Genomic DNA, 24829 nt, shown 5'->3' on the forward strand with positions numbered 1-24829 from the left:
GTTCCGCTTTCCTCTCTTCTGGAGTCACCCCACCATGCAGGCAGAACCGAAGAAATCGCTGGTGGGAGAGGAGTACGAGGTCGAGGTCGGCCCCGTCGCCCACGGCGGCCACTGCATCGCGCGCACGTCCGAGGGCCAGGTCCTCTTCGTACGGCACGCGCTGCCCGGCGAGCGGGTCGTGGCGCGGGTGACCGACGGTGAGGAGGGGGCGCGCTTCCTGCGGGCGGACGCGGTCTCGATCCTGTCGGCCTCCAAGGACCGCGTCGAGGCCCCCTGCCCCTACGCCGGTCCCGGCCGCTGCGGCGGCTGCGACTGGCAGCACGCCAAGCCGGGCGCCCAGCGACGTTTCAAGGGCGAGGTCATCGCCGAGCAGCTGGAGCGGCTCGCGGGCCTCACCCCCGAGGAGGCGGGCTGGGACGGCACGGTGATGCCGGCCGAGGGCGACAAGCTGCCGGCGGGCGAGGTCCCGGCGTGGCGTACGCGGGTGCAGTACGCGGTGGACGACTCCGGACGGGCCGGGCTGCGCAAGCACCGCTCGCACGAGGTCGAGCCGATCGACCACTGCATGATCGCGGCGCCCGGGGTGAGCGAACTGGGCATCGAGAAGCGCGACTGGACCGGGATGGCGTCGATCGACGCGATCGCGGCGACGGGTTCGCAGGACCGTCAGGTGATCCTGGAGCCCCGGCCGGGCGCGCGTCTGCCGATCGTGGAGCTGGACAAGCCGGTGTCGGTCATGCGCGTCGAGGAGAAGGACGGCGGCGTCCACCGCGTCCATGGCCGCCCCTTCGTGCGTGAGCGCGCGGACGACCGTACGTACCGTGTCGGCAGCGGCGGCTTCTGGCAGGTCCACCCCAAGGCCGCCGACACCCTCGTCAAGGCCGTCATGCAGGGCCTGCTGCCCCGCAAGGGCGACATGGCGCTCGACCTCTACTGCGGGGTGGGGCTGTTCGCGGGCGCCCTCGCCGACCGCGTCGGCGACAAGGGTGCCGTCCTCGGCATCGAGTCCGGCAAGCGCGCCGTCGAGGACGCCCGCCACAACCTCGCCGACTTCGACCGCGTCCGGATCGAACAGGGCAAGGTCGACGCGGTGCTTCCGCGTACGGGGATCACGGAGGTCGACCTGATCGTCCTGGACCCGCCCCGCGCCGGCGCCGGCCGCAAGACCGTCCAGCACATGTCGTCCCTGGGCGCCCGCCGCATCGCCTACGTGGCCTGCGACCCGGCCGCTCTGGCGCGCGATCTCGGGTACTTCAAGGACGGCGGGTACCGGGTGCGGATGCTGCGGGCGTTCGATCTGTTTCCGATGACGCATCATGTGGAGTGCGTGGCGATTCTCGAGCCCGCTGCAAAGGGGCTCTGACCTGCAGTTTTCTTGGGTTGCTCAGGCGCGTCCGGGTGCGCTCGACGTGTTTCCCGAAATATACGATGTGGAACGTGTCCTGGTGCCGGGGAGCGAGTTTGACCTGCGGCTTCGTGGGCGTCTCGCGAGGTGATGGACGCGTTCTCCTCGGTCCATGGGGGTGTCTGGGTAACCGTCCTGACGCTCATTTGACGCTGTTTCCGACGGAACGTCAGGTGGGTGAGGCTGCGCCAGCGGGTGCGTGGGAAGGGTCGTGCATCAGAGCGTCATCAACGGTACGAGGTGCCGAGTTCGCGTGAGCCCCCCGCCTACGTCTCCGAGGAGCATCCGCACTCTTTCCCGCGTCGGGGCAGCCGACCGTCTCCTCGCCGGGACGGCCCCCACCCGCTGTAGGCCATGGGCGCGATCCACCGGCCGCCTCCATGGCGGCGGCCCGTCGCCGTCAGCTGACGAGAAGGAGGCCGGCGGGTCCTGGTCGGCGGCCCAGGAGGACAGGGACTGTGTCGCCGTAGGCGCGGAGCCATCCACGCGCCCTGCGGGGGCACGCCGCTGAAGGACCGAGCTTCCGAGGCCCCGTCAGCTCGAAGCGTGCCCTCTGTGGAGTGTGTCGGTCGTGCGGTCGCCAACGCGGGGGGAGGGAAGGGGGACTCGCACCACCTCGCGCCGTAACGCGTGCGCGATGGCGCGCGCTTCGATGCCGGCTTGACGAAGGACTCCCGTGAGTGGATTGGTGTATCCGGTGAAGTACAGGCGCGCGGCTTCGGGATGGGTCTGTGCCCCTACGGCGAGGGGTTGCCCGTCCTCGTTGAGTACGCCCAGGGACCCGACCAGGTCGTGCAGGTTGGGCCGGTACCCGGTGGCGATGATGACCGTGTCGGGTCGCAGTCGGGTGCCGTCGGCCAGTAACACGTCGGGGCCGTCGAAACCCTGGACGGCCGCGACCGGCTCCACCCGACCGGACTGGACGGCGTCGACGAAGCCGTGGTCGAGTACCGGGTTGACCCCTTCGCGGGCATTGCGGGTGTAGAGGCCGGTACGGGGCTGGGGCAGGCCCCGTGAGGTCAGGTCGGGCACCGCGAGGCGTTGCGTGAGCAGGGAGGTGCGGTCGCGCCACGCGAGCGGGAGGACCTCCGTCAGCCGGCCGGCCGCATGCCATCGGGCGCTGGAGCGGGGCAGGATGTTGGGTGGGGTACGGACTGCGATCCGTACCCGTTCGGCTCCTGCCCCGGCCAGGACACTCGCGATTTCGGTACCGCTGTTGCCGGCGCCGACCACCAGGACGTCCCGCCCGCGGTAGGGAGCGGGAGAGCGGTAGCGGGCCGAGTGCAGCAGCGTGCCGGTGAAGGTTGAACGCCCGGGCCAGTGGGGGACCTTCGGGGTATGGCAGCGGCCGGTGGCCACCACGACCGCACCGGTGGGCACCGGGCCGTCGGGGGTGTGGACCAGCCACTGTGCTGCTGAACCGGGCTCGGCCCGTTCGATGCGCTCCACCGGGGTGGTCACCCGGACGTCGAGTCGGTGATGGGCGACGTAACGCTCCAGGTATCGCACGTAGTCGTCCCGGCTCACCCACGGGCCTGCTTGGCGCGGCACCGACAGGCCGGGGAGGCTCGAGGTGCCGGGAGTAGTGTGCAGGCGTAGATGGTCGTAGCGCTGCGCCCAGCTCGCTCCCACCCGGTCCGATCGTTCCAGGATCACGGTCGGCACCCCGGAGCGGCGCAGCAGCGCGGCGGCCGCCAGGCCGTGGGGGCCCGCTCCGATCACGATCGTGGGAGCGCTGAGGTCTCGTTGTGGTGTCGGGGGCATCGCCTCCTACAACGGCAGACCGCGGCTCGGGTCACGCTCGACGGGGAGGCGCAAAGCCTGTGGAGTGGTGATGTCGGCTGCACAACGGAACAGCGGGTGGCTGCCGTTACACCGGAGGTACGGACTCGTTGGACACCGGTCAGCAGCGCGCCCCCTCGCGCGGCGGATCGGTCCGCCGAGGGCCGGACCGTCCGGAACATGCGGGCCGGGCGCGGCTGAGGGGTCATGAGCCTGGCAGGCCAGGGGACATGGGCCTGCGCGGCCTTGGCCTCTGCGGCGGGCTCCGGGTCGGCTCGCTCCTCCTGTCCGATCTTTCGAGGGGTTCATGTGCAGGCAGTGACGACGCGCCACCGGTCACATCGGCCGCGGCTGCGGATCAGCGGAGTCTGCAAGGCGTACGGAGGCAGGCAGGTCCTGCGCGATGTGGATCTCGACGTGTCTGCCGGGATGCTGGTGGGGGTCGTCGGCGAGAACGGCACGGGCAAGAGCACTCTGCTGCAGATCGCCGTGGGACACCTTGCGCCCGACCGCGGAACGGTGACAAGGACCGGGGCGGTCGGGTACTGCCCACAACAGGCTGTACTGAACGATGCGTTCACCGTCGGACAGCATCTGCGGTTGTTCCAGATGGCCTACCGGCTGCCGACGCTGGCGCGCGCCGGCGAGCTGATGGAGCTGCTGGCGCTGACCGGTTGCCGGCGTCGGCAGGTCGGCGAACTCAGTGGCGGAACGCGGCAGAAGCTGAACCTCCTGATCGCTCTCATGCACGAACCGCAGTTGCTGGTCCTGGACGAGCCCTACCAGGGTTTCGACTGGGACACTCATCAGCGGTTCTGGGCCCTGGCCGCCGATCTGCGTGATCAGGGCCGGTCGATCATCGTGGTTTCGCACCTGCTGCACGACCTGCACCACTTCGACGCGATCGCTCATCTGCGCCAGGGGCGTCTGCACTACGAGGAGACCGACCGTTGAGGCTCTCCTGGACGGCATTTACCGAACTGCTGCGCTGCACTCTTCGGGGCCACCTGCGCAACCGGCTGGCCCTGGTTCTGGCGGTTGCGTTCATCCCCATCTGGATTTTCGTGGCGCGCTTGTGCACCTCCGACCAAGTGGTGCGTATCCGGCTGGACGCCATCAGCGGCCACGTCTCCGCTCCGGCCAGCCAGGTGGGCCAGGTGGCCAGCGCGCTGGGCGCCATCACCATGGTCGCCGGCTTCATCGCCTTCACCGAGACCTTCCAATCGCGGGAGGTGGACCGCCGTCTGCTGCTGGCCGGGTACCCCCGGCTGCCGATGCTGCTGGCCAAACTCGCTGCCGTCGCCCTCACCACCGCCCTGCTGGCCCTCTACACCACGATCCTGCTGTGGATCTCCCTGCCCGTACGCCACACAGCACCCCTGGCGCTGGCCCTTGTGGGTGCCGGCCTCGCCTACGGCGGCATCGGCCTTCTGCTCGGTTCTCTGGTCCGCGGCGAGCTGGAGGGCTTCTTCCTCATCATCATGCTCAGCCTGGTCGACACCGGACTGCAGAACCCCGTGTTCAACACACTCATGGATGTGGCAGGCGTGGCCGCGCTTCCTCTGTACGGCGTGAACCAGCTGGCGCTGAGCTCAGCCCTCACCCCGCACATCCCCTGGTCCCACGGCCTGCTCTCCCTCACCTGGTCCGCAGCGACCGGCGCCCTTGCGCTGCTCGTCCTCCACACGCACCGCCCTTCCCGCTCCCCGTGGTTCCGCAGGACGAGAGCCCATGCAGGGTGATCACGGTGCGGATGGTCCTGCGGGACTCTGCTTGGCCCGAGGACTGTCCAATCAGCGGTGTGAGCAGGGTTGCCGGTGGCGGCGTCGGTGTCGCTTGGGCGGACTTGGGCCAGCAGGGAGTCGCAGAAGGAGCCCAGGGAGCGGTGCCTCGACGTCGACCAGCACGGTGCCGTAGGTGCAGTCCTTGCGGATCCCTCTGCCCCCGCAGCTCGGCGCCGAGGGGCACCAGGTGCAGGGGCACTCCCTCCCCGCGGCATTGACGCCCCGCCCCGGGCGGTGTGAGCCCGGGGCGGGGCGTCGGGCTGGTCAGCCAGGAGCCTTGTGGATCTTCCAGTCGGCGACGGTGGAGTTGCTGCGGTTGTAGTAGCCGTTGGTGCACACGTCGTACTTGCCGCCCGAGGCGGTGCTGTTGTGGTTGGTCTCCAGGAAGCCTCCGTTGTCGTCGTAGGTGTTGAACAGGTGGACGGTGTCGCCGACGCGGACGCTCTGGTCGAGAGGGCTGGAGGTCTGGGCGAAGATCCGCCAGCGGCCGGTGCCTTCCGCCCGGTCCCTGTCCTGGGAGGTGGAGACGTCGTACTTGCCGCCGGCGTTCTTCTGGTCGGTGGTGGCGTGGTTGTTGGTGTCGAGGAAGCCGCCGTCGCCGCCGTAGAGGTTGCGCAGGTAGATCAGGTCACCGGTGACGACCGCGGCGCCGGCGGCCTTCCCGGCGGCGGAGAGCACCTCCCAGGTGCCCGTGCCCGTGCCACGGTTGGGGGTGTCCGTGGTGGACACCTCGTACTTGGCCCCGCTGTTGCTGGCGTGGCCGTTGGTGTCGAGGTAGCCGCCCTGCCAGTTGTTGTAGCCGTTCTGCAGATGGATCCGGTCGCCGTACTTGAGCTCGTTCGACACGCGTGTCCCTTCACCTGCTGGAGATCCTGTCCCGCCTGGGCCACCGGGGCACCCATCCCCGCTGACCGTGCCGGGCGTTCAAGCCCTCGGCACCGCCCCAGGACAGCGCGGGCCGCCGCGCGGCGGTAGGCGACGGGGAGGCAGACCCGTCATTCCACGTTGACGCGTTTATCCAGCGGGCCAGTGTCACCGCACGGGACTGCCACGCGGGGCAAAAGCGGCGGAAACGGTTCCTCTGTAACCTGGAGGCCAGGCAGAACGGCGGAAAAGGGGTACCTGTCCCTCCCTGATGGCCACCCTCAGGAGTGGACTGTCGGAGAGCCGTGTTGACGCTCTCCCTGGTGTCGGTCCAGGCCCCGTTTGCCGACTCAGGCGTAGTGGGTGAGGGCGAGGAGGACGAAGATGTCGGTGAGGACGGGGATGGTGTAGCGCAGGGGGCGGGGGGCTGCCTGGTCGGAGACGGAGGTGTAGCCGCCGTCAGGGTTTTGCCGGCTGAGCAGGTGGTGCAGGCCCGCCTGAACGGTGGGGTGGGTGCGGTGGGTGGGGGCAAGCGCGGTGAGGGTGTAGGCGGTGCTCATCGGGTCGCTGGCCTCGCCGGGGGTCCGGCCCCAGCCGCCGTCCGGGTTGGGGGTGACGAGCAGGCGCTGGTGGATGGAGTCGATGGCCGGCGCAAGGCGCCCACGATGGCCTGCGGGATTGTGCTGGTGGGCGAGGGTGAGGGCGTTCAGGGCGCGGAGCATGGCGTTGGCTTCGCTCAGGCTCCAGCTGCGTTCGAACGTGCCGTCGGGTTTCTGCGTGTCGAGGAGGTAGCGGGTTGCGCGTTCCAGCAGGTGGGCGTGGGCGAAGTGGTAGGGCTGCAGGGCGGTGATGGTGTTGGCGGTCATGGTCGGCTCGGAGGGCTGGCCAGGCCGGTAGGTGGGTACCCCGCCGTCCTCACCCAGGTGCCTGGTCAGGTTCTGCCGGGCGGCGTGAAGAGGGGCCCGGTATCGCTCGGGATCGAGGGTGTGCAGGAAGGCCAGGACGTGGGCGGTGCTGTCGGTGTCGGTCTGGACGACGTCCTGGGCGTAGGCGAAGCCGCCATTGCCGGCCTGCTGGGCTGTCAGGTAGTCGCCCATCGCGTACAGCACGTGCCGGTCGGCGCCGGCGCGGACCAGGGCGAGGCCGGCGGTGGCGGTGGAGAAGGTCTCCTCGCTGGTGATGAAGGGCATGCCGCCGTCGTCGCGGACGGCTCTGGCCAGCGCGGTGATGCCGTCGTCGATGACCCGGTGGCCGGGCGCCATCCGCTGCAGCGACAGCAGCGCGAACAGGTGCGCGAACACGTTTCCTTCGATGATCCCGCGGGCCTGGCCGCGTTCGGTCATCTTCAGCAGACGGGTGGTGAGTTCCGGGGCGACGGGGTCGGGTACGTGCAGGTGGTGGAGGGCGATCTGCCGCAGGCGGGTCCAGGTGGCCTCGTTGTGGTGCTCGAACGCGTGGGAGGGGGCGTCGACGTGGAAGGGTTCGGGTCCCACGACGGCGAGGATCGCCTCCAGGGCGAGCTTCTTTCGGTCGGAGGAGTGCTGGGCGGCGCCGGCAAAGGTCTCCTCGATCAGCCGATGCCGGTCCGCCGGCGCGATGCCGTGCAGGGTGGCGTCGATGACCGACGTGTCGAAGGCGTCGGCGGCCGTGCGGCTGCGCGACAGGTAGGTGTGCAGCCGGCTCTGCACCCCGGGCAGGGTCTTCGCCCGACGCAGCAGGGTCAGCATCAGGGCCGACTCGGTGACCCGGCTGCGGCATTCGCCCGTGACGGCTCCCTGTCCGCCCACCTGGTCCAGCAGCCGCTCGGTCAGCCGCCGGACCACACTGGCCACCGACGTCGCCGGCACTGTGGGGCGAGTCGACGGCAGATCGCGGGCCGGGCGCGGCGGGGGCACGGGCAGGGCGGCTTGGTCGCGCAGGTGAGTGAGCAGGCTGGTGCGGTCACACACGGGCCAGGAGCGGTGGCGGGCCAGCAGCCTGAGCGCGGGCGTCGGCTCGAAGACCACTGGTCGGCCGACCTGGCTCAGCGACGATACGTCCCCCAGCGAGTTGCCCACCGCCAGTGAAGCCGGCCAGTCGATGCGCTCCTCGCCCACCAGATCCTGAGCGGCCGCGTCCTTCCCGCCGCAGACCGTGGCGGCCACGCGTCCGGTGTACAGCCCGTCAGCCGTCTCGAACCGGGTGCCGCGGAAGAGGGGCACGCCCAGCTCACCGGCAAGATGGGCCACCATCTCCTGCGGGCCGCCCGAGATCAGCACCGGCACACAGCCGGTCTCCTTCAACGCCGTGATCAGCGGCCTGGTGAAGTCGAACAGCCGCTCGCGTTGCCGCTGCCACAGATCGGCCATCGCCGTCGACACCGCCCCGCACGGCACATCGGTCAGCATCGCGGCGAACAACTCATGCAACCGCGCCGCCGCCTGCACATCCTCCGCATCCGAATCCGTCTGCGCACGGCGCAGCCGCGCCAGCCGGTCCCGGGGAACGAGCCCGGCCTCGGCCAGCATTCCCGGCAGTGGGCCGGCCAGCGTGCCGGCGATCAAAGTCCCGTCCACATCCAGCACCGCGATACGCATGCCCCGAGCCTCGCGGGTCCGCCACCGCATCAACGCCGATTCCCCGGCCTGTCACCCGATGGAAGACAGCGCCGTCCGCGCTGCCCCAGAGCAGCGGCCGCTCCCAAATCGGACACCTGCCCGCACGCGTACTCCACCACCTGGGCGGTAAGCGGCGGCGAGTGGCCATGAACGGATCCTCTGGCTACGGCCACGAGGCCGCCGCCGCTTCTAGTTCGCACGACGGAGACCAGACCTGCTTCGACCGCTGCTTTCACGAGGGGCGAGGACCACTCCTGAGCGGTGATCTCGGTGCCTTCGACCGCATCCACGTAGCCGAGAGTGGCATGGACACCGACCGTACCAATGCGCAAGGCCAGGTAGTCGTTGACCGTAACGCCCAGTAAATACCGGCCAGCCAGCTCACCCCATAGGGTTCGGGTTCGGCTACCCAGGCCCCCAGCGAGCGAGCGAGCTCTGCGATTGCGGTCCAGCCGCAGTCGACTCTGCGGGCTGTCCGGCTGACGACCGCTTGGTTCCAAGGCTGGCCGATCGACCCGATGCACCGGACGGCGGACAACCGCATGGGCTGTGCCAGGTCCTCGGCCCGCAGCTGGACCCTTTCATCAAGTGGCCCCTATCGGGTGAGTGCTGGCGAGTGCTGCGTCAGCACACCGACGGAGGGAGCGACCATACGGGCAATGGGTTCTTCCGAGGGAAAGGGTCTCCGTGCGCCGTGCATTGATCATTGTTGATGTGCAGAAGGACTTCTGCGAGGGCGGCAGCATTCCGGTGAAGGGCGGCGCGGGCAGGGCCGTGGCCATCGCCGACCTGGTGCGGCGCGCCGATGGAAGGTACGCGCACGTCGTCGCCACCCGTGACCACCACATCGACCCGGGGGCCCACTTCTCCGAGCACCCGGACTTCCAGAGCTCTTTTCCCGAGCACTGCGTCGTCGGCAGCGAGGGAGGCGAGTTCCATCCGGACTTCGCGCCCGCCGTCACCTCTGGCGGCGTGGACGAGCTGTTCTACAAGGGGGCGTACTCCGCCTCGAAGAGCGGTTTCGAGGGCTCGGCCCAGGACGGCACGTCGCTGGCCGACTGGCTGCGTGCCCGCCACATCAGTGACCTTGATGTCGTCGGCATTGCTACCGACCACTGTGTGAAGGCCACCGCGCTCGACGGGGTGCGAGCGGGCTTCGCCGTCCGGGTCCTGCTCGACTACACCGCCGGCGTTGCCGCCGACACCACCAGCACCGCGATCAATGAGCTACGCCAAGCCGGTGTGGTGCTGAGCGGCAAGCCAGTCGTCCTCGCCTGAGAACCACGGCCGCCTTCGCCGCGGGGCCTGCCCGCAACAGGCGCACCGGTCCGCATAACGGTCCTGGCGTGGCTGCTGGTAGGCCCGTTGATCAACATCACCCCGGCGCGGGCGCCGCCGGCCAAGCCGAACAGAGCTGCCTGCATGGCTGGGCACCGCAGGCCCTCTTCGGTGGCAAGGGCGAGTTGGAGGGGAAGGGCGCGGCGCCCGGACGCTTCCGGGGCCGGTGCTGAGCCGTCCCGTGTCCAGGTCGGCCGGGCCATTCGGGAGAACTGCCGTGAACGAGTTGGGGCAGCCTGGCCTGTCTCCGCAGAAGGGGGGATGGGCTGTTGGCCATGACGCTCGTTTGACGCTCCGGGCGCCTGCAGGCGGTACGGCGGGCCGCGAAATGGGCTCTGACCTGCACCTTTCCGGACTCTGCTGAAGCCGACATCTTTCCGATGACCTCGCACGTGGAGTGTGTGGCGATTCTCGAACCGGCTTCAAAGGCGCTCTGACGCGTAAATAGAACCTGTTCAGGGTGGGTGTGGGCAGGGCTGGGTGCCCGGTGGTCGCGATCGGCCGCCGGGTGTCCGGCCCTGTCGGTCAGGCTGTGTTCTCCCTCGGGTTGAGGGTGACGGTGTAGCCGAGCTGGTTGAGCTGGTTGATGGCCCGGCGGGTGGCGCGTTCGGGGTCGCGTTGGGTGAAGTAGGTGCCGCCGAGTTCGTGGTAGGGGACGTTGTCGGTGAGCATGTGCCAGATCGCGGTGATGATCGAGTGCTCGACGGCGACCAGGGCCCTGAGCGGGCCGCGGCGGGCGGACAGCCGTTTGTAGCGGGCCTGCAGGTAGGTGTCCTTGGTTCTCACCGCGCCGAACGCCGCGAGGCCGAGGTCGCCTTTGAGATACGGATTGCCGGCCGCACCTTGGTCGTCTTGGTGCGGCCGGCGGACTCGTGGTGGCCGGGGCAGACCCCGGCCCAGGAGGCGAGGTGACGGGCCGAGGCGAGCCGGCTCATGTCCCCGCTGGTCTCAGCGATGATCACTTCGGCGACCGCCCGGTTGATCCCGGGGATGGTGTCGAGCAGGTCCAGGGCGCCTCGAAAGGGGGCCATCGCCTCCTCGATCCGCTTGTCCAGTTGCCCGATCATGGCGGTGAGCTGGTCGTACTGATCCAGATGCAGGCGGGCCAGGAACGCGTGATGCTCACGGAAGCGCCCGGTCAGGGCCTCGGTCAGTTCGGGGATCTTGTTGCGGAGCCTGCGCTTGGCCGGCTCCGCGAGGAGTTGCGGATCATGTTCCCCGGCGATGAGGGCTTCGAGCATGGCCCGGCCGGAGACACCCATGATGTCGGAGGCGACCGCGGAGAGTTTGATGCCGGTGTCCTCCAGCAGCTTCTCCAGTCGCTGGACCACCCGGCCGCGTTCACGGGTGGCGGTGGTCCGGGCCCGGGTCAGGTCCCGTAGTTCACGGACCGGCTCGGGCGGCACGAAGGAGGGCCTCACCCGGGCCGTGGGCGCCGAGCTGGGCCAGCCAGGCCGCGTCCGAGACGTCCGTCTTGCGTCCGGGCAGGTTCTTCACCTGCCGCGCGTTGACCAGGATCACGTTCAAGTCCTCGGCCAGCAGGTAGTAGAAGGGCTTCCAGTAGTCCGAGGTCGCCTCGATGACCACCAGCGTCACCCGCGCGGCAAGCAGGTGATCCCGCAGGGCCAGGACCGCATTCGTCGTCGACCCCCGTGTCGTGGTCTCGCTCGTGAAGGATCCCCGCCGCTTGGGACTCGGGGTGCGGGCACACGCCTTGGCGTCCTTCTTGCTGATGTCGAGGCCGGCGCAGCGTTCGTGCAGCACGTCCACGGCCTTGCTCCCTCCCTCGCCGGACAGCCGGGTGCGCCGTTCCGGGAGGACCAGGGCGAATCAGGATTCTGACGCACGTGCTGCGCAGCAACACTCCACGGTTCCCGTGGGCGGTCCCCAGCACCACGCTGACCTGCGAGCTCACCGGCATCACAGAGGCATCGGTTTCGGCCGGAACGAACCAACTCAGCGTCCCGTACCCCATCAGCCCACGTCAGGGCAGACAGAAGCACCCCCGGCGCGCGCCACGGCATTTACCACGCCCCCGGCGCGCACCCAAGGTGCGCTGAGTCGCTGACCTGCTGTTTTCCTAGTTGCTCGGGCGGGGCTTGGGTGTGCTCAACCTGTTTTCCGAAGTGCGCAAGATGAACATGGCGCGCACTCATCGGCGTCGCTGACCTGTTGTTTTGCTGAGGTTCGCTTGTGCAGAACGGTCTGAGCTGCAACTCAAGGGCTGGCGCGGGTCTCACGGGTGATGAGGCGATGCGGATCCAGAGTTCTGACGCTCGGATGACGCTCGAATATCAGAAGTCTCAACCTCGCGGACCTCTCCGGCCCGGGTCGCGTGGACCGGGGCCGTCGGCACGGGGCGAGGACTCCGGTTCCGGGGGCCTGCCGCACCTTGCCGGCGACGGGGCGTGCTGCTACCTCGTCGCACGCATGTTGGAACCGGGAGCGCGGCCCGACCGGGCCACAAAGGATGGCGCCGTGGTCCGCCGTCAGCTGTCCGCGTCGGCTGCGGTGAGGGAGGCGAGGGCGGCGTCGAGGCGTCGGGTGGCCTCCTCTGCGACCGGGCGCAGGGCATCCAGTTCGGTCAGTGCGACCATCGTGTTCGGGTTGAGGGCCTGTACGGCGGTGCGGTCTCCGTCTCGGCGGACGACGACGTTGCAGGGCAGCAGCAGGCCGATGGTGCGGTCGGTCTCCAGGGCGCGGTGGGCGAGGGGCGGATTGCAGGCGCCGAGGATGACGTAGTCCTCCATGTCGTGGTCGAGCTTGGCCTTGAGGGTGGCGGTGACGTCGATCTCGGTGAGGACGCCGAAGCCCTGCTCGGCGAGGGCCTTGCGGACGCGGCTGACTGTGGTGGCGAAGTCGGTGTCGAGGTGCACGGTGCGGTCGTAGCGCATGGCAGTGGTCCTGCTTTCGTGTCGGCTCGCGTGGCGTGGACCGGGTGTCCGGCCGTGTGCGAGGTACTCGTGAGGTGTTTCCCGGGGCTTTCCCTGCGCTCGAAAATACCCCCCGGGGTACTCGTGTTACGGTCGTAAGCATACCCCCTGGGGTAATTCTTCATTGGAAGGGAGTACCTCGTGTTCTTCGTCGACACGATCGAGGTGGCCGGGCTCGGCAACCGCAGTTACCTGGCGGGTGGCGAGCGGACGGCGGTGGCGGTCGACCCGCCCCGTGACGTGGATCAGGTGATCGCGGTGGCCGCCCGGCGCGGGGTGCGGATCTCGCACGTCGTCGAGACGCACGTCCACAACGACTACGTCACCGGCGGCCCGGAGCTGGCCCGGATCACGGGTGCGGCTTATCTCGTCCCTGCCGGGGCCAGGGTCTCCTTCGAGCGTGTACCAGTGCACGACGGCGACCGCGCGGAGATCGACTCGGACGCGGGCCTGACCCTGCGCGCCGTGGCGACCCCCGGTCACACCCCGCACCACACCTCCTATGCACTGGAGGAGAACGGCACGGCGGTCGCGGTGTTCACCGGCGGCTCGCTGCTGATCGGCACGGTGGGCCGTCCGGACCTGGTCGAACCGCGGCTGACGGAGCAGCTGGCCCGCGCCCAGCACGCCTCCGCGCACCGCCTGGCCACCGAGCTGCCCGACGACACGGCCGTGCTGCCCACGCACGGATTCGGCAGCTTCTGTTCGTCCTCCCAGGCGGAGGGCAGCGACACGACCATCGGCAAGGAGAAGGCGTCCAACGAAGCCCTCACCAGGGACATCGACACTTTCGTCGCCGACCTGCTGGCCGGCCTCGACGACATCCCCTCCTACTACACGCACATGGGCCCTGCCAATGCGGCCGGACCCGCGCCCGTCGATCTGACGCCGCCCGCCGTCGCCGACGCCGAGGAGATCGCAGCCCGGCTGGCGGCGGGGGAGTGGGTGGTGGACCTGCGCAACCGCATCGCGTTCGCCGCGGGGCATGTGTCCGGCTCGTTCAACTTCGAGGCCGAAGGCCGGCTCGCCACCTATCTCGCCTGGCTGATCCCGTGGGGCAAGCCGGTCACGCTGCTCGCCGAGTCACCCGAGCAACTCGCCACCGCCCAGCGCGAGCTGGTCCGCGTGGGCATCGACCGCCCCGCTGCCGCGGCCACCGGCGAACCCGGCGACTGGGTCCGGGAGGGGGAGGCCAAGGCTTCCTTCCCGCGCGCCACGTTCGCCGATCTCGCCGGCCGGCACCCGGCGGAGGGTGTCGTCGTCCTCGACGTCCGGCGCGGCTCGGAGCGGGCGGCGGGATACATCGAGGGCTCGGTCCACATCCCGGTCCACGCGCTGCACCGCCGCCTCGGGGAGGTTCCTGACGGTGAGGTGTGGGTGCACTGCGCGGGCGGCATGCGGGCTGCCGTCGCCGCCTCGCTGCTGGATGCCGCCGGTCGTGCCGTTGCCGCGGTGGACGACTCCTTCGACGCGGCCGAGAAGGCGGGACTCACCGTCCGGACCTCCTGACGGCATCGGACGCGCCGCAGACACCCCACCGATCTTCACCGACGACATGGAAACAGGAGCGGGACACCGACATGAGCAATCTCCGACGAGACCGGGGCGGTCCGGGTCGCGTGACCGTGCAGGAGGCGGCCGCGCGCACCGGCCACGGCGGCGCCGTCGACAGCGGCGGTGACGCCGTGCTGCTGGATGTGCGCGAGCCGTACGAGTGGCAGGCGGGGCATGCGCCGCGCGCCGCGCATCTGCCGTTGTCCGCGCCGGCCGCCGGGGCGGGGCTGCCCGCCGAGGCGCAGGCGCGGCCTCTGGTCGTGATCTGCCGCTCGGGCAACCGGTCCCGGCGGGCCGCGGAACTGCTGGTCGCCCGGGGCGCGCGGGCCGTGGACGTGATCGGGGGGATGGGGGACCGGGCGGGGGCGGGTCTGCCGGTGGTGGACGCACGCGGTGGGAACGGCACCGTCGCGTGAGCGCGGTCATACTCGCCCTGGCCGCCGGCGCGGTGATCGGCCTGGCGCTCGGCGCGCTCGGGGGCGGTGGCAGTGTGCTGGCCGTTCCCGCCCTGATCTACCTGCTCGGCTTCAGTCCGGTCGGGGCGACGACCGCGAGTCTGGTCATCGTCACGCTCACCTCGGTCACCGCGCTGGTCGCGCACGCCCGTGACGGCAGCGTCCGCTGGTGTACGGGACTGCTGTTCTCGGCAGCCGGGATCGGCCCGGCGATGCTGGGCGGTGCGCTCTCCACCCGTATCCCGGCGGCCGTACTGACGGCGGCCTTCGCCGTGGTCGCGGGAGTCGCCGCCCTGCGTATCCTGCGGTCCCGGCCGGCTGGGGACGGTGCCGTGACGGTGCGGCCGGGTCGGGTGGCGGTCGCCGGTGGCGGGCTCGGCGCGGTCACCGGTGTGCTCGGTGTCGGCGGTGGCTTCCTCGCCGTACCGGCGCTGGTGAGCGTGCTGGGCCTGCGGATGCGGAACGCGGTGGGTACCAGCCTGCTGGTCATCACCGTCAACTCGCTGGCCGCGCTGGCGACGCGCGCCGGCACGGTCGAGAGGCTGGACTGGGCGGTCGTCGGGCCGTTCGTCGGGGCCGCGATCCTCGGTGCGTGGGACGGGAAGCGGCTGGCCGCGAAGATCTCGGGACACTCGCTGCAGCGGATCTTCGCGCTGGTGCTGCTGGCGGTGGCGGCCTTCATGCTGATCGACGCGGCGCTGTGACGGCCGCCGTGGCGAGAGTTCTCATGCCAGTGACAGGAACAGCTTCTCCAGGCGGGTGCGCATCTGCTGGGCGTCCTCGCCGTTCTTGCGGCCGGATTCGATGTCGGTCATGCACTGCTGCATGCCGGTCGCGATGATCGCGAAACCGGCCCGGTCGAGCGCGCGGGAGGCCGCGGCGAGCTGCGTGACGACGTCCTCGCAGTCACGCCCCTCCTCGATCATCCGGATCACACCGGAGATCTGACCCTGCGCACGGCGCAGCCGGTTCAGCACGGACTTCAGGTCCGCACCCTCAAGCTCCAGTTCCACGACCACTCCTCAAAAAAATATACCCCTAGGGGTACTGTACGTCCCGGTTCGGGACGGCGTCGACCATTAAGGATCACATCTGTCATGACCAACACCTCCGCCCCCGTCACCCTCGCCACCGAGCAGGCCCGCACCCGGCTGCACGAACTCACCGTCATCGACGTGCGCACGCCCGCCGAGTACGCCTCCGGCCACCTGCCCGGCGCCCTGAACATTCCGCTCGACCACGTCCGCCGCGCCCTGCCGGAGATACGGCACGCCGCCGGACGCGGTGACGTCCTGGTGGTGTGCGCCTCCGGAGCCCGTTCCGAGAACGCCTGCAAGCTGCTGGCCGAGCAGGGCATCACCACGGCCACGCTCGCGGGCGGCACCGGCGCCTGGGCCGCCGAGGGGCACGACCTGCACACACCGGCCGCCTGCGACACGCGGGCCGGCTGGAGCATGGAACGCCAGGTCCGCTTCACCGCCGGCAGCCTGGTCCTGCTCGGCCTCCTGCTCGGCCTGCTCGTGCACCCGGCCCTCCAGCTCCTCTCGGCCGGCGTCGCGGGCGGCCTGGTCTTCTCCGCCCTCACGAACACCTGCGGCATGGCGGTCGTGCTCGGCAAGCTGCCGCACAACCGCCCGCGCGCGGTCGATCTCGACGCCACGCTGGCCGCTCTGCGCAGCCGCTGAACCCGCGTTCCGGGGCGCCCGTGGAGACTCCATGGGTGGCCCCGGACGTCAGTTCGCTCCCGTCGAGCCCGCGGCGGCCTTCCGGCGCACGTCCTCCATGTCGACGGCCCGGATCCTGCCGATGAGGTCTTCCAGGGACTGCGGCGGCAGCGCGCCCGGTTGTGAGTACAGGACGGTCCGGTCGCGGACGGCCATGAGTGTGGGGATGGAGGAGATCTGGAAGGCGCCCGCCAGTTCGGGCTGTGCCTCGGTGTCGACCTTGCCGAAGACGATGTCCGGGTGGCGCGCGGCCGCCTTCTCGTAGACGGGGCCGAACATCCGGCACGGTCCGCACCAGGCCGCCCAGAAGTCGATCAGCACGATCTCCGAACCGGTGACGGTTTCCTCGAAGTTGTCCTTGGTCAATTCCACGGTGGGCATGGCTTCCGGTCTCCTCTCACATACCCGGCGGGGTATTCGGGTACACGGTTCAACCGGTGCCGGTCCGGATTTGTTCCAGGCATACGGGTGGCAGCGGGAACCAGCGCATGCGCTCGAAGTCGGTCGGCAGCCCGGTGGGGCCGTCGTCGAGACGGCCGGAACGAGCGGCGAACGCCTCGCGGGCGCGGTCGAGTTGACCTGCCAGGGCCTCCTCGCCCAGCCGACGATGACGGGGTGCCGGGGCGCTGAGTCGACCGTCCGCCGCGTAGTGCACGTCGGCCAGGCGCAGCGGCGGATCGCCGGCACCGGCCTGGTGGCGCCACTGCCCGGTGTGCGGGTCGAAGCGGTAGTCGGGCAAGAGCCGGTGGCCGTGCGTGGCGATCAGGTCGACGGTGTCGATGAGGTAGTCGCGGACGGTGTCGCTGATGAAGTAGTTGAAGTTGATGCGGGTCCAACCAGGTTTGATGCCGTCGCAGCCGTGGACGACCTCGTCGAGCAAGGCGTGGGAGGTGGCCGTGTCGATGGCGAGCAGGCGGTGGCCGTAGGGGCCCGCGCAGGAGCAGCCGCCGCGGGCCTGGACGCCGAACAGGTCGTTGAGCAGGGCGACGACGAAGTTGTGGTGCAGGTTGGCATGGTCGCCGTGGCGGATGCGGAACGAGATGATGGACAGGCGGCGGGCGTGGTGGTTACCGAGGATCTCGATCCGCGGGTTGGTGTCCCAGCGCGCGAGGGCGTGCCGCCAGTGGCGCTCCTCGGCTGCCTGGATGGAGTCGGTGCCGACGGCCTGCTTGAGGGCGAAGACCAGTCCCGCGCGGATGGATTCCACGATGGCCGGGGTGCCGCCCTCCTCGCGGGCGACCGGGTCGTCCAGGTAACGGTGGCGGAGCGGGTCGACGAAAGCGACGGTTCCGCCGCCGGGCGCGGTGGGCACCTTGTTGCGGACCAGTTCACTGCGGACGACGAGGACACCCGGGGTCTGCGGGCCGCCGACGAACTTGTGCGGGGACAGGAACAGCGCGTCCTTGTGGTCCCTGGCGCCCGGAGCGCTCTCCGCCATCCGGAGCGGAATGTACGGTGCCGCGGCCGCGTAGTCCCAGAACGACAGGGCGCCGTACGCGTGCAGCAGTCCAGTGATGCGGTCGGTGTCGGTGAGGATGCCGGTGACGTTGGAGGCGGCGGAGAAGCTGCCGATGCGCAGCGGCCGGTCGGCGTACCGCCGCAAGGCTGTTTCGAGCCCGGCGAGATCGATGTGGCCGTCAGGGTCGTCGTCGATGACCACGACGTCGGCGATCGACTCACGCCAGGGCAGTTCGTTGGAGTGGTGCTCGTACGGCCCGACGAAGACCACCGGGCGCTCGGCCTCGGGCGGCTTCTCCGGGCGGCGCAGCTCCAGGATGCCGACCAGCTTGTTGACTGCCGCGGTGGAGCCCGAACCACAGAAGATCACGAGGTCGTCGTCGGTGCCGCCGACCGCGTCGCGGATGATCCGGCGGGCGTCCTCGCGCAGTCGGGTCGTCTGCAAACCGGTGCTGGAGCTCTCCGTGTGCGTGTTGCCGTAGCGGGGCAGCACCTGCTCGCGGACGAAGTCCTCGATGAAGTCCAGCGAGCGGCCGGAGGCGGTGTAGTCCGCGTAGACGATCCGCTTCGGGCCGTACGGGCCGTCCAGCACCTCGTCGTCCCCGATGAGCCCGCCCCGGATGCGCTCCAGCAGGGCCGACGCGGTCGGCGCCGGAGACGTGCTCATGGCTCCAGCTCGATCTCGATCTCGGGCGGCTGATGGAGGGTGTTGTGCACCGTGCAGTGCGAGGCCACGGCAAGCAGGGCCGCCCGGCGCTGCTCGGGCAGCCCCGGCGGCGGGATGACCACGACGCGCAGGGAGGCGACCCGGGCGGGGCGGTCGGTGGCCATGGTGAATTCCGTACGGACGCGCAGTCCTGTCCGGCTGAGGCCGTGCCGGTGGAGATAGCGGCCCGCGTAGAAGGCGACGCAAGTGGCCAGGGACGCGGCGAACAGCTCGGTGGGGGTGGGCGCGGTGTCCGTACCGCCGGCCTCGATGGGCTGGTCGACCTGGAGACGGTGCCCGCGGATGTCCACGGTGTAGGCATCCCGCTCGACGTGGGCGACCTGGAAACTGTGCACGTCCATGGACTGCGGCCGGTTCGTGCTCAGGGTGTGTGGTGTGCTGCCGGTCATGGCGGGGCCCTTCTCGCCGGTGTCGACTGCTGACGGATTCCAGTCGACCGCGCACCGTGCGACGAATCGAGAGGCCGACGGGGTGCGCCGGGGGCCGTTCGGCCCTCGTGGGAGCTGGCGTAGCGATATACCCTGCCAGGTATTTTACCAGGGGGTTCGCGGCGGGCGAGGGGGCCGCAGGGGTCGATGGAGTGGGTCGAAGACATATCCGGGTGGGTACTCGAATAGGGACCTGCGGCCCATGCCCCGCCCTCATCTCCCGCACGACAGTGGGGACATGGGCAAACACATCGTGATTCTCGGCGGTGGAACCGCCGGCACCATGACGGCCAACCGCCTGCGCCGCACGTACGACGAGGGCGAGTACCGGATCACGGTCGTCGATCAGGACGACGACCACCTCTACCAGCCGGGGTTGCTGTTCGTGCCGTTCGGGCTGGCCCAGCCGCACCACCTCGTCCGGTCCCGTCCGCGGCAGCTGAACGCCGACATCGACTACAAGATGGCGCGGATCGAGCGGGTCGACCTGGATGCGCGGACGGTGCATCTCGGCGGCGGCATCCGGCTGGGCTACGACGTCCTTGTCGTCGCCACCGGCGCGACGCTGCTGCCGGAGGAGACCGAGGGGCTGACCGGTCCCGGCTGGGGCGAGAGCGTCTTCACCTTCTACGACCTGCCCGGCGCCGTCGGCGTGCACCATGCCCTTGAGCGCTTCGACGGCGGCCGTGTCGCGATCGACGTGGCGGACCTGCCGGTCAAGTGCCCCGTGGCGCCACTTGAGTTCGCCTTCCTCGCCGACTGGTACTTCCAGCGGTGCGGTATCCGCGACAAGGTCCAACTGACCTACGCCACCCCGCTGGACGGTGCCTTCACCAAGCCGGTCGCGGCCAACGCGCTGGCCGGACTGCTGGCGGACAAGGGTATCGACCTGGTCACCGAGTTCACGCTCGGAGAGGTCGACGGCGAAGGCGGCCGACTGGTGTCGTACGACGAACGCGAGGTGCCCTTCGACCTTGCCGTGGTCGTGCCGCTGCACGGAGGCGCCGAGTACGTCGGGCGCTCCCCGGGCCTCGGTGACGAGCTGGGCTTCGTCCCCGTCGACCCCCACACCCTTCAACACCCGGATTTCTCCGAGGTGTTCGCGATCGGTGACGCGGCGGGCCTGCCCGCTTCCAAGGCCGGTTCGGTGGCCCACTTCGAGGGCGAGGTGCTGGTGCACAACATCGGCCGCTTCCTCGCCGGGCAGCCGCTGGACGCCTCTTTCGACGGGCATGCCAACTGTTTCGTCGAGACGGGCTTCCACAAGGCGCTGCTCATCGACTTCAACTACGAGACCGAGCCGCTGCCCGGCCACTTCCCGGGCCCCGTCGGCCTGCCGCTGCTGAAGGAGTCGCACGCCAGCCACCTCGGCAAGCTCGCCTTCGAGTGGCTGTACTGGCACAGCCTGCTGCCGGGCCGGGAGATGCCCGGTATCGGCTCGGCGATGCCCGAGCGTGGCAAGCGACACGTCCACACCTGAACGAAGGAGAGCAGCCATGCCCACAGTCACCTACGGCGAGAGCGCCGTCCCCGTCGACGACGAGGGCTTCTTCACCGACCCCGCGCAGTGGACCGAGCCGATGGCCGAGCAGATCGCCCGCGAGAGCGGCATCGAGGAGCTGACCGACCGGCACTGGACGGTCATCCGCTTCATGCGCGAGCAGTACGCCGCCAAGGGCACCGGCCCTACGGTCCGCGTCCTCGGCAAGACGTCCGGGGTGAGCGTCAAGGAGCTGTACCAGCTCTTCCCCAAGGGTCCCGCCAAGACCGCGGCGAAGATCGCCGGCATTCCCAAGCCGCGCGGCTGCATCTGATATCTCCGCCATCGTCCCTGCCATCGAGGAGCGTGCCGTCATGGCCGACACCGCAACGATCAAAAAGGTCTCGATCATCGTCTCCAAGGGATCCCTGGAAGGGATCTACCCGGCCCTGATCATGGCCAACGGCGCCCGCGCCGAAGGCATCGAGGCCGACCTGTTCTTCACCTTCTTCGGCCTCGACGCCATCACGAAGAAGCGCTGGGAGCACATCAAGCTGGCCACCGTCGGCAACCCCGGCCTGCACCTGCCAACCCTGCTGGGCGGCATGCCCGGTGTACCCGACCTGGTCACCCGGTACATGGAACGCAAGATGGACAAGCTCGACATCCCGCCGATCCCCGAGTTCATCGAGATGATCGCCGACACTGGCGCGGGCATTTACGCCTGCAAGGCGTCCGTGGACCTCTTCGACCTCGACAAGGACGATCTGGTCGAGCAGGTCCAGGACATCATCACGGTCGGCGAGTTCTACGAACACGCGGCCGGTGGCCAGATCATCTACACCTGAGATGGCCGGTACCGTACCCGGCCTACCGGGCGGAGTGCGGCCCCTGCTCGCGGTGGTCGCCCATCCCGACCACGAGTCGTTCGGGCTGGGCGGACTGATGGCCCTGCTGTCCGATGTCGGCGTGCCCACGGCGGTGCTCTGCTTCACCCATGGTGAGGCGTTCACCCTGCACGGCAGGCCCGGCGACCTGTGTACCGTCCGTGCGGGCGAACTCGCCTGTGCCGCACGGGAACTGGGCGTCGCGCGGGTGGAACCGGCCGGTCACCCGGACGGCGGTCTCACTGACGTCCCGCGGCATCGGCCGGCCTCGGAGACGGCCCGTCTGATCGGCGAGCGGCGCTCCAGCCACCTCCTCGTGTTCGACCCAGAGGGTGTCACCGGACACCGGGACCACCAACTGGCCACCGGGTTCGGCACGTCCTTGACCGGGCGTGATCCGGCCGAGTGCCGAGTGCCGAGTCGGTGCCGCGGGAGCGGCAGTACCGTGCCATCGCCTGTCATGCCAGCCAGTCGTCCGACAACCCGGTGCTCTGGCGCCGTCTGGAACTCCTCGGCGACCGCGAGTACCTGCGGGTCCTGGAGTGACGTGTCCGACGCCGGAGTCAGAAGGAAGGGCCGCTCTTCCGTGGCGGCCCGAGGGCCGCGGTGCCGCGCTCGGCCAGGCCGGCGTGCACGAGGAGCAGACGAGCCAGGTCGCGGGCCTCGTCGGCGGTCAGCGCCGCCCACACTCCCGGCTCGCCGCCCTGGTCCTGGCCCACGTCCAGGGTGACCCGGGTGATGGGACGGTCCGCGGGAGCGAGCCGCAGACACCGCACAGCGATCCTGCGCCCGCAGGTCGTCACAAGACATGTGTCCTCGGTCGTCTGGGCAGGTCCGTCATGTCCTGCTGTCGCCATCGGTTTCACGCTCCTTCGCCGGGTCCGGTCACCGTCCCCGGGCGCCTCTGTGACTCGTATACCCCGAGGGGTATAGGGAGCAGCGTGATGCGAGGCGGAATTGTTCCTCCCCTGCCCCCGTCCCCGCGCTGGGTGCACCCCTGCGATGCGGGGAGGGTCTCGTCGGACAACAGGCGCAAGGGCCGATGGGGGTGAACGTCAGGCCGTGCGGTCCTTCATGGTCCAGGGGCGTGAAAATACCCTGGGGAGTATCCGAACCCGTGATCGTCCGGGAGGGATCCTCCGAGACCGTCTCCGACCGGCCGACCCCGCCGAGTACACCAGTCTGCCTCTCATCGGCGACAGGGCGCCGGACTTCGAGGCCGAATCGACCCACGGCCCCGTCCGGCTCACCGACTACTCCGGCCGGTGGCTGGTGCTCTTCAGCCACCCGGCGGACTTCACGCCGGTGTGCACCGCCGGGTTCGTTGCCTTCACCGAACTCGCCGACGAGTTCGCCGCCCGCAACACCGCCCTGCTCGGCAATTCCGTGGACGTATCCCCTGAGGTATGGCGTCCGGGTGGTCAGGCGAGGGTCAGGAACAGCTTCTCCAGTTCGGCCTCGCTCAGCGCAGGGTTGTGTCCCCGTTGCCGTTCGGTCAGGCACTGGCGAATGCCGCCCGCCAATATTGAAGCCGGCCCGGTCCAGGGCGTGGGAGACCGCGGCCGGCTGGGTGACGACGTCCTTGCGGTCCCGCTCCGCCTCGATCATGGTGATGACCGCGGCCAGCTGTCCCTGGGCCTGCCGGAGCCGGTTGAGCACCTCGGCCCACGAGTCCGTTTCCTCGTTCACGAGGTTCACGACATCTCTCACGGTTTCTGTCTCGTCCGTCACCGGACACCTCCAGGGGTCGGGTTCGTCGGAGGTTCGGGAGGCGCCGCTACACGTCGTGCGGCGATGGCGCGGTGCCGCTGCTATGGACGGTGTGCTCACCTGTGGGGTGGTGGACCGCCGGTGCGTTTTCCTCGATGGACGGGGCCGATACGTCGTTCGTCAGGCTCCGTGTTCGCTCGGCGTTGCGCAGCATGTACCAGCTGAACGCGACGCCTGATGCCGCGGCCACGGAGGCCCAGGTCCACGGACTGGTCAGCAGGGTGTGGCGTAGATCGGAACTGATCTGCTGGCTCAGGACGAAGACACCCATGACGGCGACGAACCAGCCGAAGGACTTGCGCAGCGCGTCCTGTGGGATGCGCCCGGCGAGGAGACCGCCGATCACGCTGCCGACGACGGCGGTTGCCGTCACGAGGGCGGCGAACCCCCAGTCGATGTGCATGCCGGCGAGGTAACCGGCCAGCCCGGCGAAGGACTTCATGGAGATGACCAGCAGCGAGGTGCCGACGGCGACGGTCATCGGCAGCCCGCCGAGCAGTGCGAGCGCGGGGACGACCAGGAAGCCGCCGCCCGCGCCGACCAGGCCGGTGACCAGTCCCACCACGATGCCGTCCAGCAGGACGTGGAGGACGGGGAGTTCGTGGTGGACCTTCTTGGGCGCCCCGCGAAGGCCGCGGATCATGGCGACGGCGGTGGCGATCATCATGAGGGCGAATGCGAGCAGCAGGACGGTGCCGGGGATGAACGCGGCCAGTCGTCCGCCCGCGTAGGCGCCGGTCATTCCGGCCAGGCCGAACAGCAGACCGGTGCGCCAGCGGACGCGTCCGGCGCGGGCGTGCGAGACCACTCCGGCGGCGCTGGTGACGCCGACGACGAACAGCGAGGTGGCGATGGCCTCCTTGGTCTCCATTCCGGCCAGGTAGACGAGGATGGGCACGGTCAGGATGGAGCCGCCGCCGCCCAGGATGCCGAGGCTGACGCCGATGAGCAGGGACGCGGCGACGATGACGGCGATCACGACGAATCCCGCAGGGCGGCGACGACGGTGTCGAGGTCGGTGCGCGGGCCGCGGTTGTGGGGCAGCTTCGCCAGCAGCATGCCCATGGCGCAGGTGTTGGTGAGTGCGGCGACGGTCAGTCCGGCGCCGACGGCGGTGCCGATCAGGTGCAGTCCGGGCAGGAACAGGCCCGCGGTGCCGGTGATCAGCACGATGGTCCCGGCGACCAGGCGCACCTGTCGCTCCAGGTCCCAGCGTTCGGGGCCCCGGGTGAGCGGGCCCCCGGTGGTCTCCCACGCCATGACGCCGCCGTCGAGGACGCGCAGGTTGGGCAGTCCGGCTTCGGCGAGGGCCTGTTCGGCCTGGGCGGCGCGGGCGCCGGAGCGGCAGATGAGTATGACGTCCTCGTCGAGGTGGTGCAGCAGTTCGGCGCGGTGCTCGCGCAGGGTGTCGAGGGGCACGTTGTAGGAGCCGGGGATGTGGGCGGTGCGGAACTCGCCGGGCGTACGTACGTCCAGCAGGCGCGGGCCCTCCCCGTCCTGCGTCAGGTCGCGCAGGGTCGCGGGATCGAGTCGTGGTTTGTGGGCGTGGACGGCCATCGGGGGTCCTTGCTGTCTGTGAAGTGTTCTTCCTGTGAGGGGGAGCGGGCGGCGGCCGACGGTTTCGGCCGCCGCGCGGTGTGTGG

23 protein-coding genes and 4 pseudogenes are annotated in these 24829 nt (G+C 69.9%); 14 read left to right on the forward strand and 13 right to left on the reverse strand.

Going from position 1 to position 24829, the window contains the following annotated elements:
• The first annotated feature begins 34 nt into the window (after nucleotides 1–34).
• Nucleotides 35–1363 (forward strand): class I SAM-dependent RNA methyltransferase, encoded by a 1329-nt coding sequence (locus tag OG272_RS36350; RefSeq protein WP_327727509.1) that lies wholly within the window; start codon nucleotides 35–37, stop codon nucleotides 1361–1363.
• Between the two features lie 576 nt (nucleotides 1364–1939).
• Here OG272_RS36350 and OG272_RS36355 read toward each other — a convergent pair.
• Complete coding sequence (locus tag OG272_RS36355) at nucleotides 1940–3169, reverse strand: NAD(P)/FAD-dependent oxidoreductase (protein WP_327727508.1); 1230 nt, start codon at nucleotides 3167–3169, stop codon at nucleotides 1940–1942.
• 414 nt (nucleotides 3170–3583) lie between these two features.
• Between OG272_RS36355 and OG272_RS36360 the strand changes: the two genes are divergently transcribed.
• Together OG272_RS36360 and OG272_RS36365 are read left to right on the forward strand one after the other, a co-directional pair.
• Nucleotides 3584–4141, forward strand: a complete 558-nt coding sequence (locus OG272_RS36360; protein ID WP_327732103.1) for an ABC transporter ATP-binding protein — start codon at nucleotides 3584–3586, stop codon at nucleotides 4139–4141.
• Complete coding sequence (locus OG272_RS36365) at nucleotides 4138–4929, forward strand: hypothetical protein (RefSeq protein WP_327727507.1); 792 nt, start codon at nucleotides 4138–4140, stop codon at nucleotides 4927–4929. Before OG272_RS36360 ends, OG272_RS36365 begins: the two co-directional genes overlap by 4 nt.
• 306 nt (nucleotides 4930–5235) lie before the next feature.
• Here the strand turns inward: OG272_RS36365 and OG272_RS36370 are convergent, their stop codons facing one another.
• Nucleotides 5236–5817: a hypothetical protein gene (locus OG272_RS36370; RefSeq protein ID WP_327727506.1), complete on the reverse strand. Its 582-nt coding sequence runs from the start codon at nucleotides 5815–5817 to the stop codon at nucleotides 5236–5238.
• Between the two features lie 368 nt (nucleotides 5818–6185).
• Nucleotides 6186–8411: a haloacid dehalogenase-like hydrolase gene (locus OG272_RS36375; protein ID WP_328224169.1), complete on the reverse strand. Its 2226-nt coding sequence runs from the start codon at nucleotides 8409–8411 to the stop codon at nucleotides 6186–6188.
• 708 nt (nucleotides 8412–9119) lie between these two features.
• On the opposite strand from OG272_RS36375, the gene OG272_RS36380 reads away from it, so the two are divergent.
• Nucleotides 9120–9710, forward strand: coding sequence for an isochorismatase family protein (locus OG272_RS36380; protein ID WP_327727504.1), 591 nt, complete (start codon nucleotides 9120–9122; stop codon nucleotides 9708–9710).
• Between the two features lie 585 nt (nucleotides 9711–10295).
• Here the strand turns inward: OG272_RS36380 and OG272_RS36385 are convergent.
• Nucleotides 10296–11540, reverse strand: a pseudogene (locus tag OG272_RS36385) (IS110 family transposase).
• Between the two features lie 719 nt (nucleotides 11541–12259).
• Nucleotides 12260–12664 (reverse strand): DUF302 domain-containing protein, encoded by a 405-nt coding sequence (locus OG272_RS36390; protein ID WP_326576104.1) that lies wholly within the window; start codon nucleotides 12662–12664, stop codon nucleotides 12260–12262.
• A 180-nt stretch (nucleotides 12665–12844) separates the two neighbouring features.
• On the opposite strand from OG272_RS36390, the gene OG272_RS36395 reads away from it, so the two are divergent.
• The 3 genes from OG272_RS36395 to OG272_RS36405 all read left to right on the forward strand — a co-directional run bounded on the left by OG272_RS36395 (nucleotide 12845) and on the right by OG272_RS36405 (nucleotide 15416).
• On the forward strand, nucleotides 12845–14212 hold the full coding sequence (locus OG272_RS36395; protein ID WP_327727503.1) for an MBL fold metallo-hydrolase: 1368 nt from the start codon (nucleotides 12845–12847) through the stop codon (nucleotides 14210–14212).
• A gap of 71 nt (nucleotides 14213–14283) precedes the next feature.
• Nucleotides 14284–14673, forward strand: coding sequence for a rhodanese-like domain-containing protein (locus tag OG272_RS36400; RefSeq protein WP_327727502.1), 390 nt, complete (start codon nucleotides 14284–14286; stop codon nucleotides 14671–14673).
• Nucleotides 14670–15416: a sulfite exporter TauE/SafE family protein gene (locus OG272_RS36405; protein WP_327727501.1), complete on the forward strand. Its 747-nt coding sequence runs from the start codon at nucleotides 14670–14672 to the stop codon at nucleotides 15414–15416. The genes OG272_RS36400 and OG272_RS36405 overlap by 4 nt, the downstream gene beginning before the upstream one ends.
• A 21-nt stretch (nucleotides 15417–15437) precedes the next feature.
• Here OG272_RS36405 and OG272_RS36410 read toward each other — a convergent pair whose 3' ends face one another.
• The gene (locus tag OG272_RS36410; protein WP_266522632.1) at nucleotides 15438–15725 is read right to left on the reverse strand and encodes a metal-sensitive transcriptional regulator; all 288 of its coding nucleotides are present in this window, start codon (nucleotides 15723–15725) and stop codon (nucleotides 15438–15440) included.
• Between the two features lie 84 nt (nucleotides 15726–15809).
• Here OG272_RS36410 and OG272_RS36415 point away from each other — a divergent pair, with 84 nt between their 5' ends.
• The gene (locus OG272_RS36415; RefSeq protein ID WP_327727500.1) at nucleotides 15810–16397 is read left to right on the forward strand and encodes a rhodanese-like domain-containing protein; all 588 of its coding nucleotides are present in this window, start codon (nucleotides 15810–15812) and stop codon (nucleotides 16395–16397) included.
• Nucleotides 16398–16445: 48 nt separating this feature from the next.
• On the opposite strand, the gene trxA is transcribed toward OG272_RS36415, so the two are convergent.
• From trxA to OG272_RS36430, 3 genes are read right to left on the reverse strand one after another with little or no spacing between them, the layout of a single operon-like run.
• The gene (gene trxA, locus OG272_RS36420; protein ID WP_405895511.1) at nucleotides 16446–16817 is read right to left on the reverse strand and encodes a thioredoxin; all 372 of its coding nucleotides are present in this window, start codon (nucleotides 16815–16817) and stop codon (nucleotides 16446–16448) included.
• A 49-nt stretch (nucleotides 16818–16866) separates the two neighbouring features.
• Nucleotides 16867–18561 (reverse strand): aminotransferase class V-fold PLP-dependent enzyme, encoded by a 1695-nt coding sequence (locus OG272_RS36425; protein WP_327727498.1) that lies wholly within the window; start codon nucleotides 18559–18561, stop codon nucleotides 16867–16869.
• Nucleotides 18558–19010 (reverse strand): OsmC family protein, encoded by a 453-nt coding sequence (locus OG272_RS36430; RefSeq protein ID WP_327727497.1) that lies wholly within the window; start codon nucleotides 19008–19010, stop codon nucleotides 18558–18560. Before OG272_RS36430 ends, OG272_RS36425 begins: the two co-directional genes overlap by 4 nt.
• Before the next feature lie 277 nt (nucleotides 19011–19287).
• Here OG272_RS36430 and OG272_RS36435 point away from each other — a divergent pair, with 277 nt between their 5' ends.
• The 5 genes and pseudogenes from OG272_RS36435 (at nucleotide 19288) to OG272_RS36455 (ending at nucleotide 21962) form a co-directional block, all read left to right on the forward strand.
• Nucleotides 19288–20529 (forward strand): NAD(P)/FAD-dependent oxidoreductase, encoded by a 1242-nt coding sequence (locus tag OG272_RS36435; protein WP_405895512.1) that lies wholly within the window; start codon nucleotides 19288–19290, stop codon nucleotides 20527–20529.
• A 16-nt stretch (nucleotides 20530–20545) separates the two neighbouring features.
• Nucleotides 20546–20863 carry a TusE/DsrC/DsvC family sulfur relay protein gene (locus tag OG272_RS36440; RefSeq protein WP_327727495.1) on the forward strand — a complete coding sequence of 106 codons (318 nt, stop codon included), beginning with the start codon at nucleotides 20546–20548 and terminating at the stop codon, nucleotides 20861–20863.
• A 40-nt stretch (nucleotides 20864–20903) separates the two neighbouring features.
• Nucleotides 20904–21377, forward strand: a complete 474-nt coding sequence (locus OG272_RS36445; protein ID WP_327727494.1) for a DsrE/DsrF/DrsH-like family protein — start codon at nucleotides 20904–20906, stop codon at nucleotides 21375–21377.
• Between the two features lie 97 nt (nucleotides 21378–21474).
• Nucleotides 21475–21723: pseudogene (locus OG272_RS36450) on the forward strand (PIG-L deacetylase family protein); the annotation flags it as partial.
• Nucleotides 21724–21821: 98 nt separating this feature from the next.
• A complete protein-coding gene (locus OG272_RS36455; RefSeq protein ID WP_327727492.1) occupies nucleotides 21822–21962 on the forward strand; it encodes a hypothetical protein in 141 nt (46 codons plus the stop codon).
• A gap of 17 nt (nucleotides 21963–21979) precedes the next feature.
• Here the strand turns inward: OG272_RS36455 and OG272_RS36460 are convergent, their stop codons facing one another.
• Complete coding sequence (locus OG272_RS36460) at nucleotides 21980–22273, reverse strand: hypothetical protein (protein WP_327727491.1); 294 nt, start codon at nucleotides 22271–22273, stop codon at nucleotides 21980–21982.
• A 217-nt stretch (nucleotides 22274–22490) separates the two neighbouring features.
• Here OG272_RS36460 and OG272_RS36465 point away from each other — a divergent pair.
• A pseudogene (locus tag OG272_RS36465) lies at nucleotides 22491–22802 on the forward strand (redoxin domain-containing protein); the annotation flags it as partial.
• A 35-nt stretch (nucleotides 22803–22837) separates the two neighbouring features.
• On the opposite strand, the pseudogene OG272_RS36470 reads toward OG272_RS36465, so the two are convergent.
• From OG272_RS36470 to OG272_RS36480, 3 genes and pseudogenes are all read right to left on the reverse strand, one after another.
• Nucleotides 22838–23105: pseudogene (locus tag OG272_RS36470) on the reverse strand (metal-sensitive transcriptional regulator).
• Between the two features lie 88 nt (nucleotides 23106–23193).
• Nucleotides 23194–24165 carry a sulfite exporter TauE/SafE family protein gene (locus tag OG272_RS36475; protein WP_405895513.1) on the reverse strand — a complete coding sequence of 324 codons (972 nt, stop codon included), beginning with the start codon at nucleotides 24163–24165 and terminating at the stop codon, nucleotides 23194–23196.
• Complete coding sequence (locus tag OG272_RS36480; protein WP_327727489.1) at nucleotides 24162–24743, reverse strand: rhodanese-like domain-containing protein; 582 nt, start codon at nucleotides 24741–24743, stop codon at nucleotides 24162–24164. The genes OG272_RS36475 and OG272_RS36480 overlap by 4 nt, the downstream gene beginning before the upstream one ends.
• Between the last annotated feature and the right edge of the window lie 86 nt (nucleotides 24744–24829).

It is taken from the genome of Streptomyces sp. NBC_00104 (assembly GCF_045160825.1).
Classification (GTDB): Bacteria; Actinomycetota; Actinomycetes; order Streptomycetales; family Streptomycetaceae; genus Streptomyces.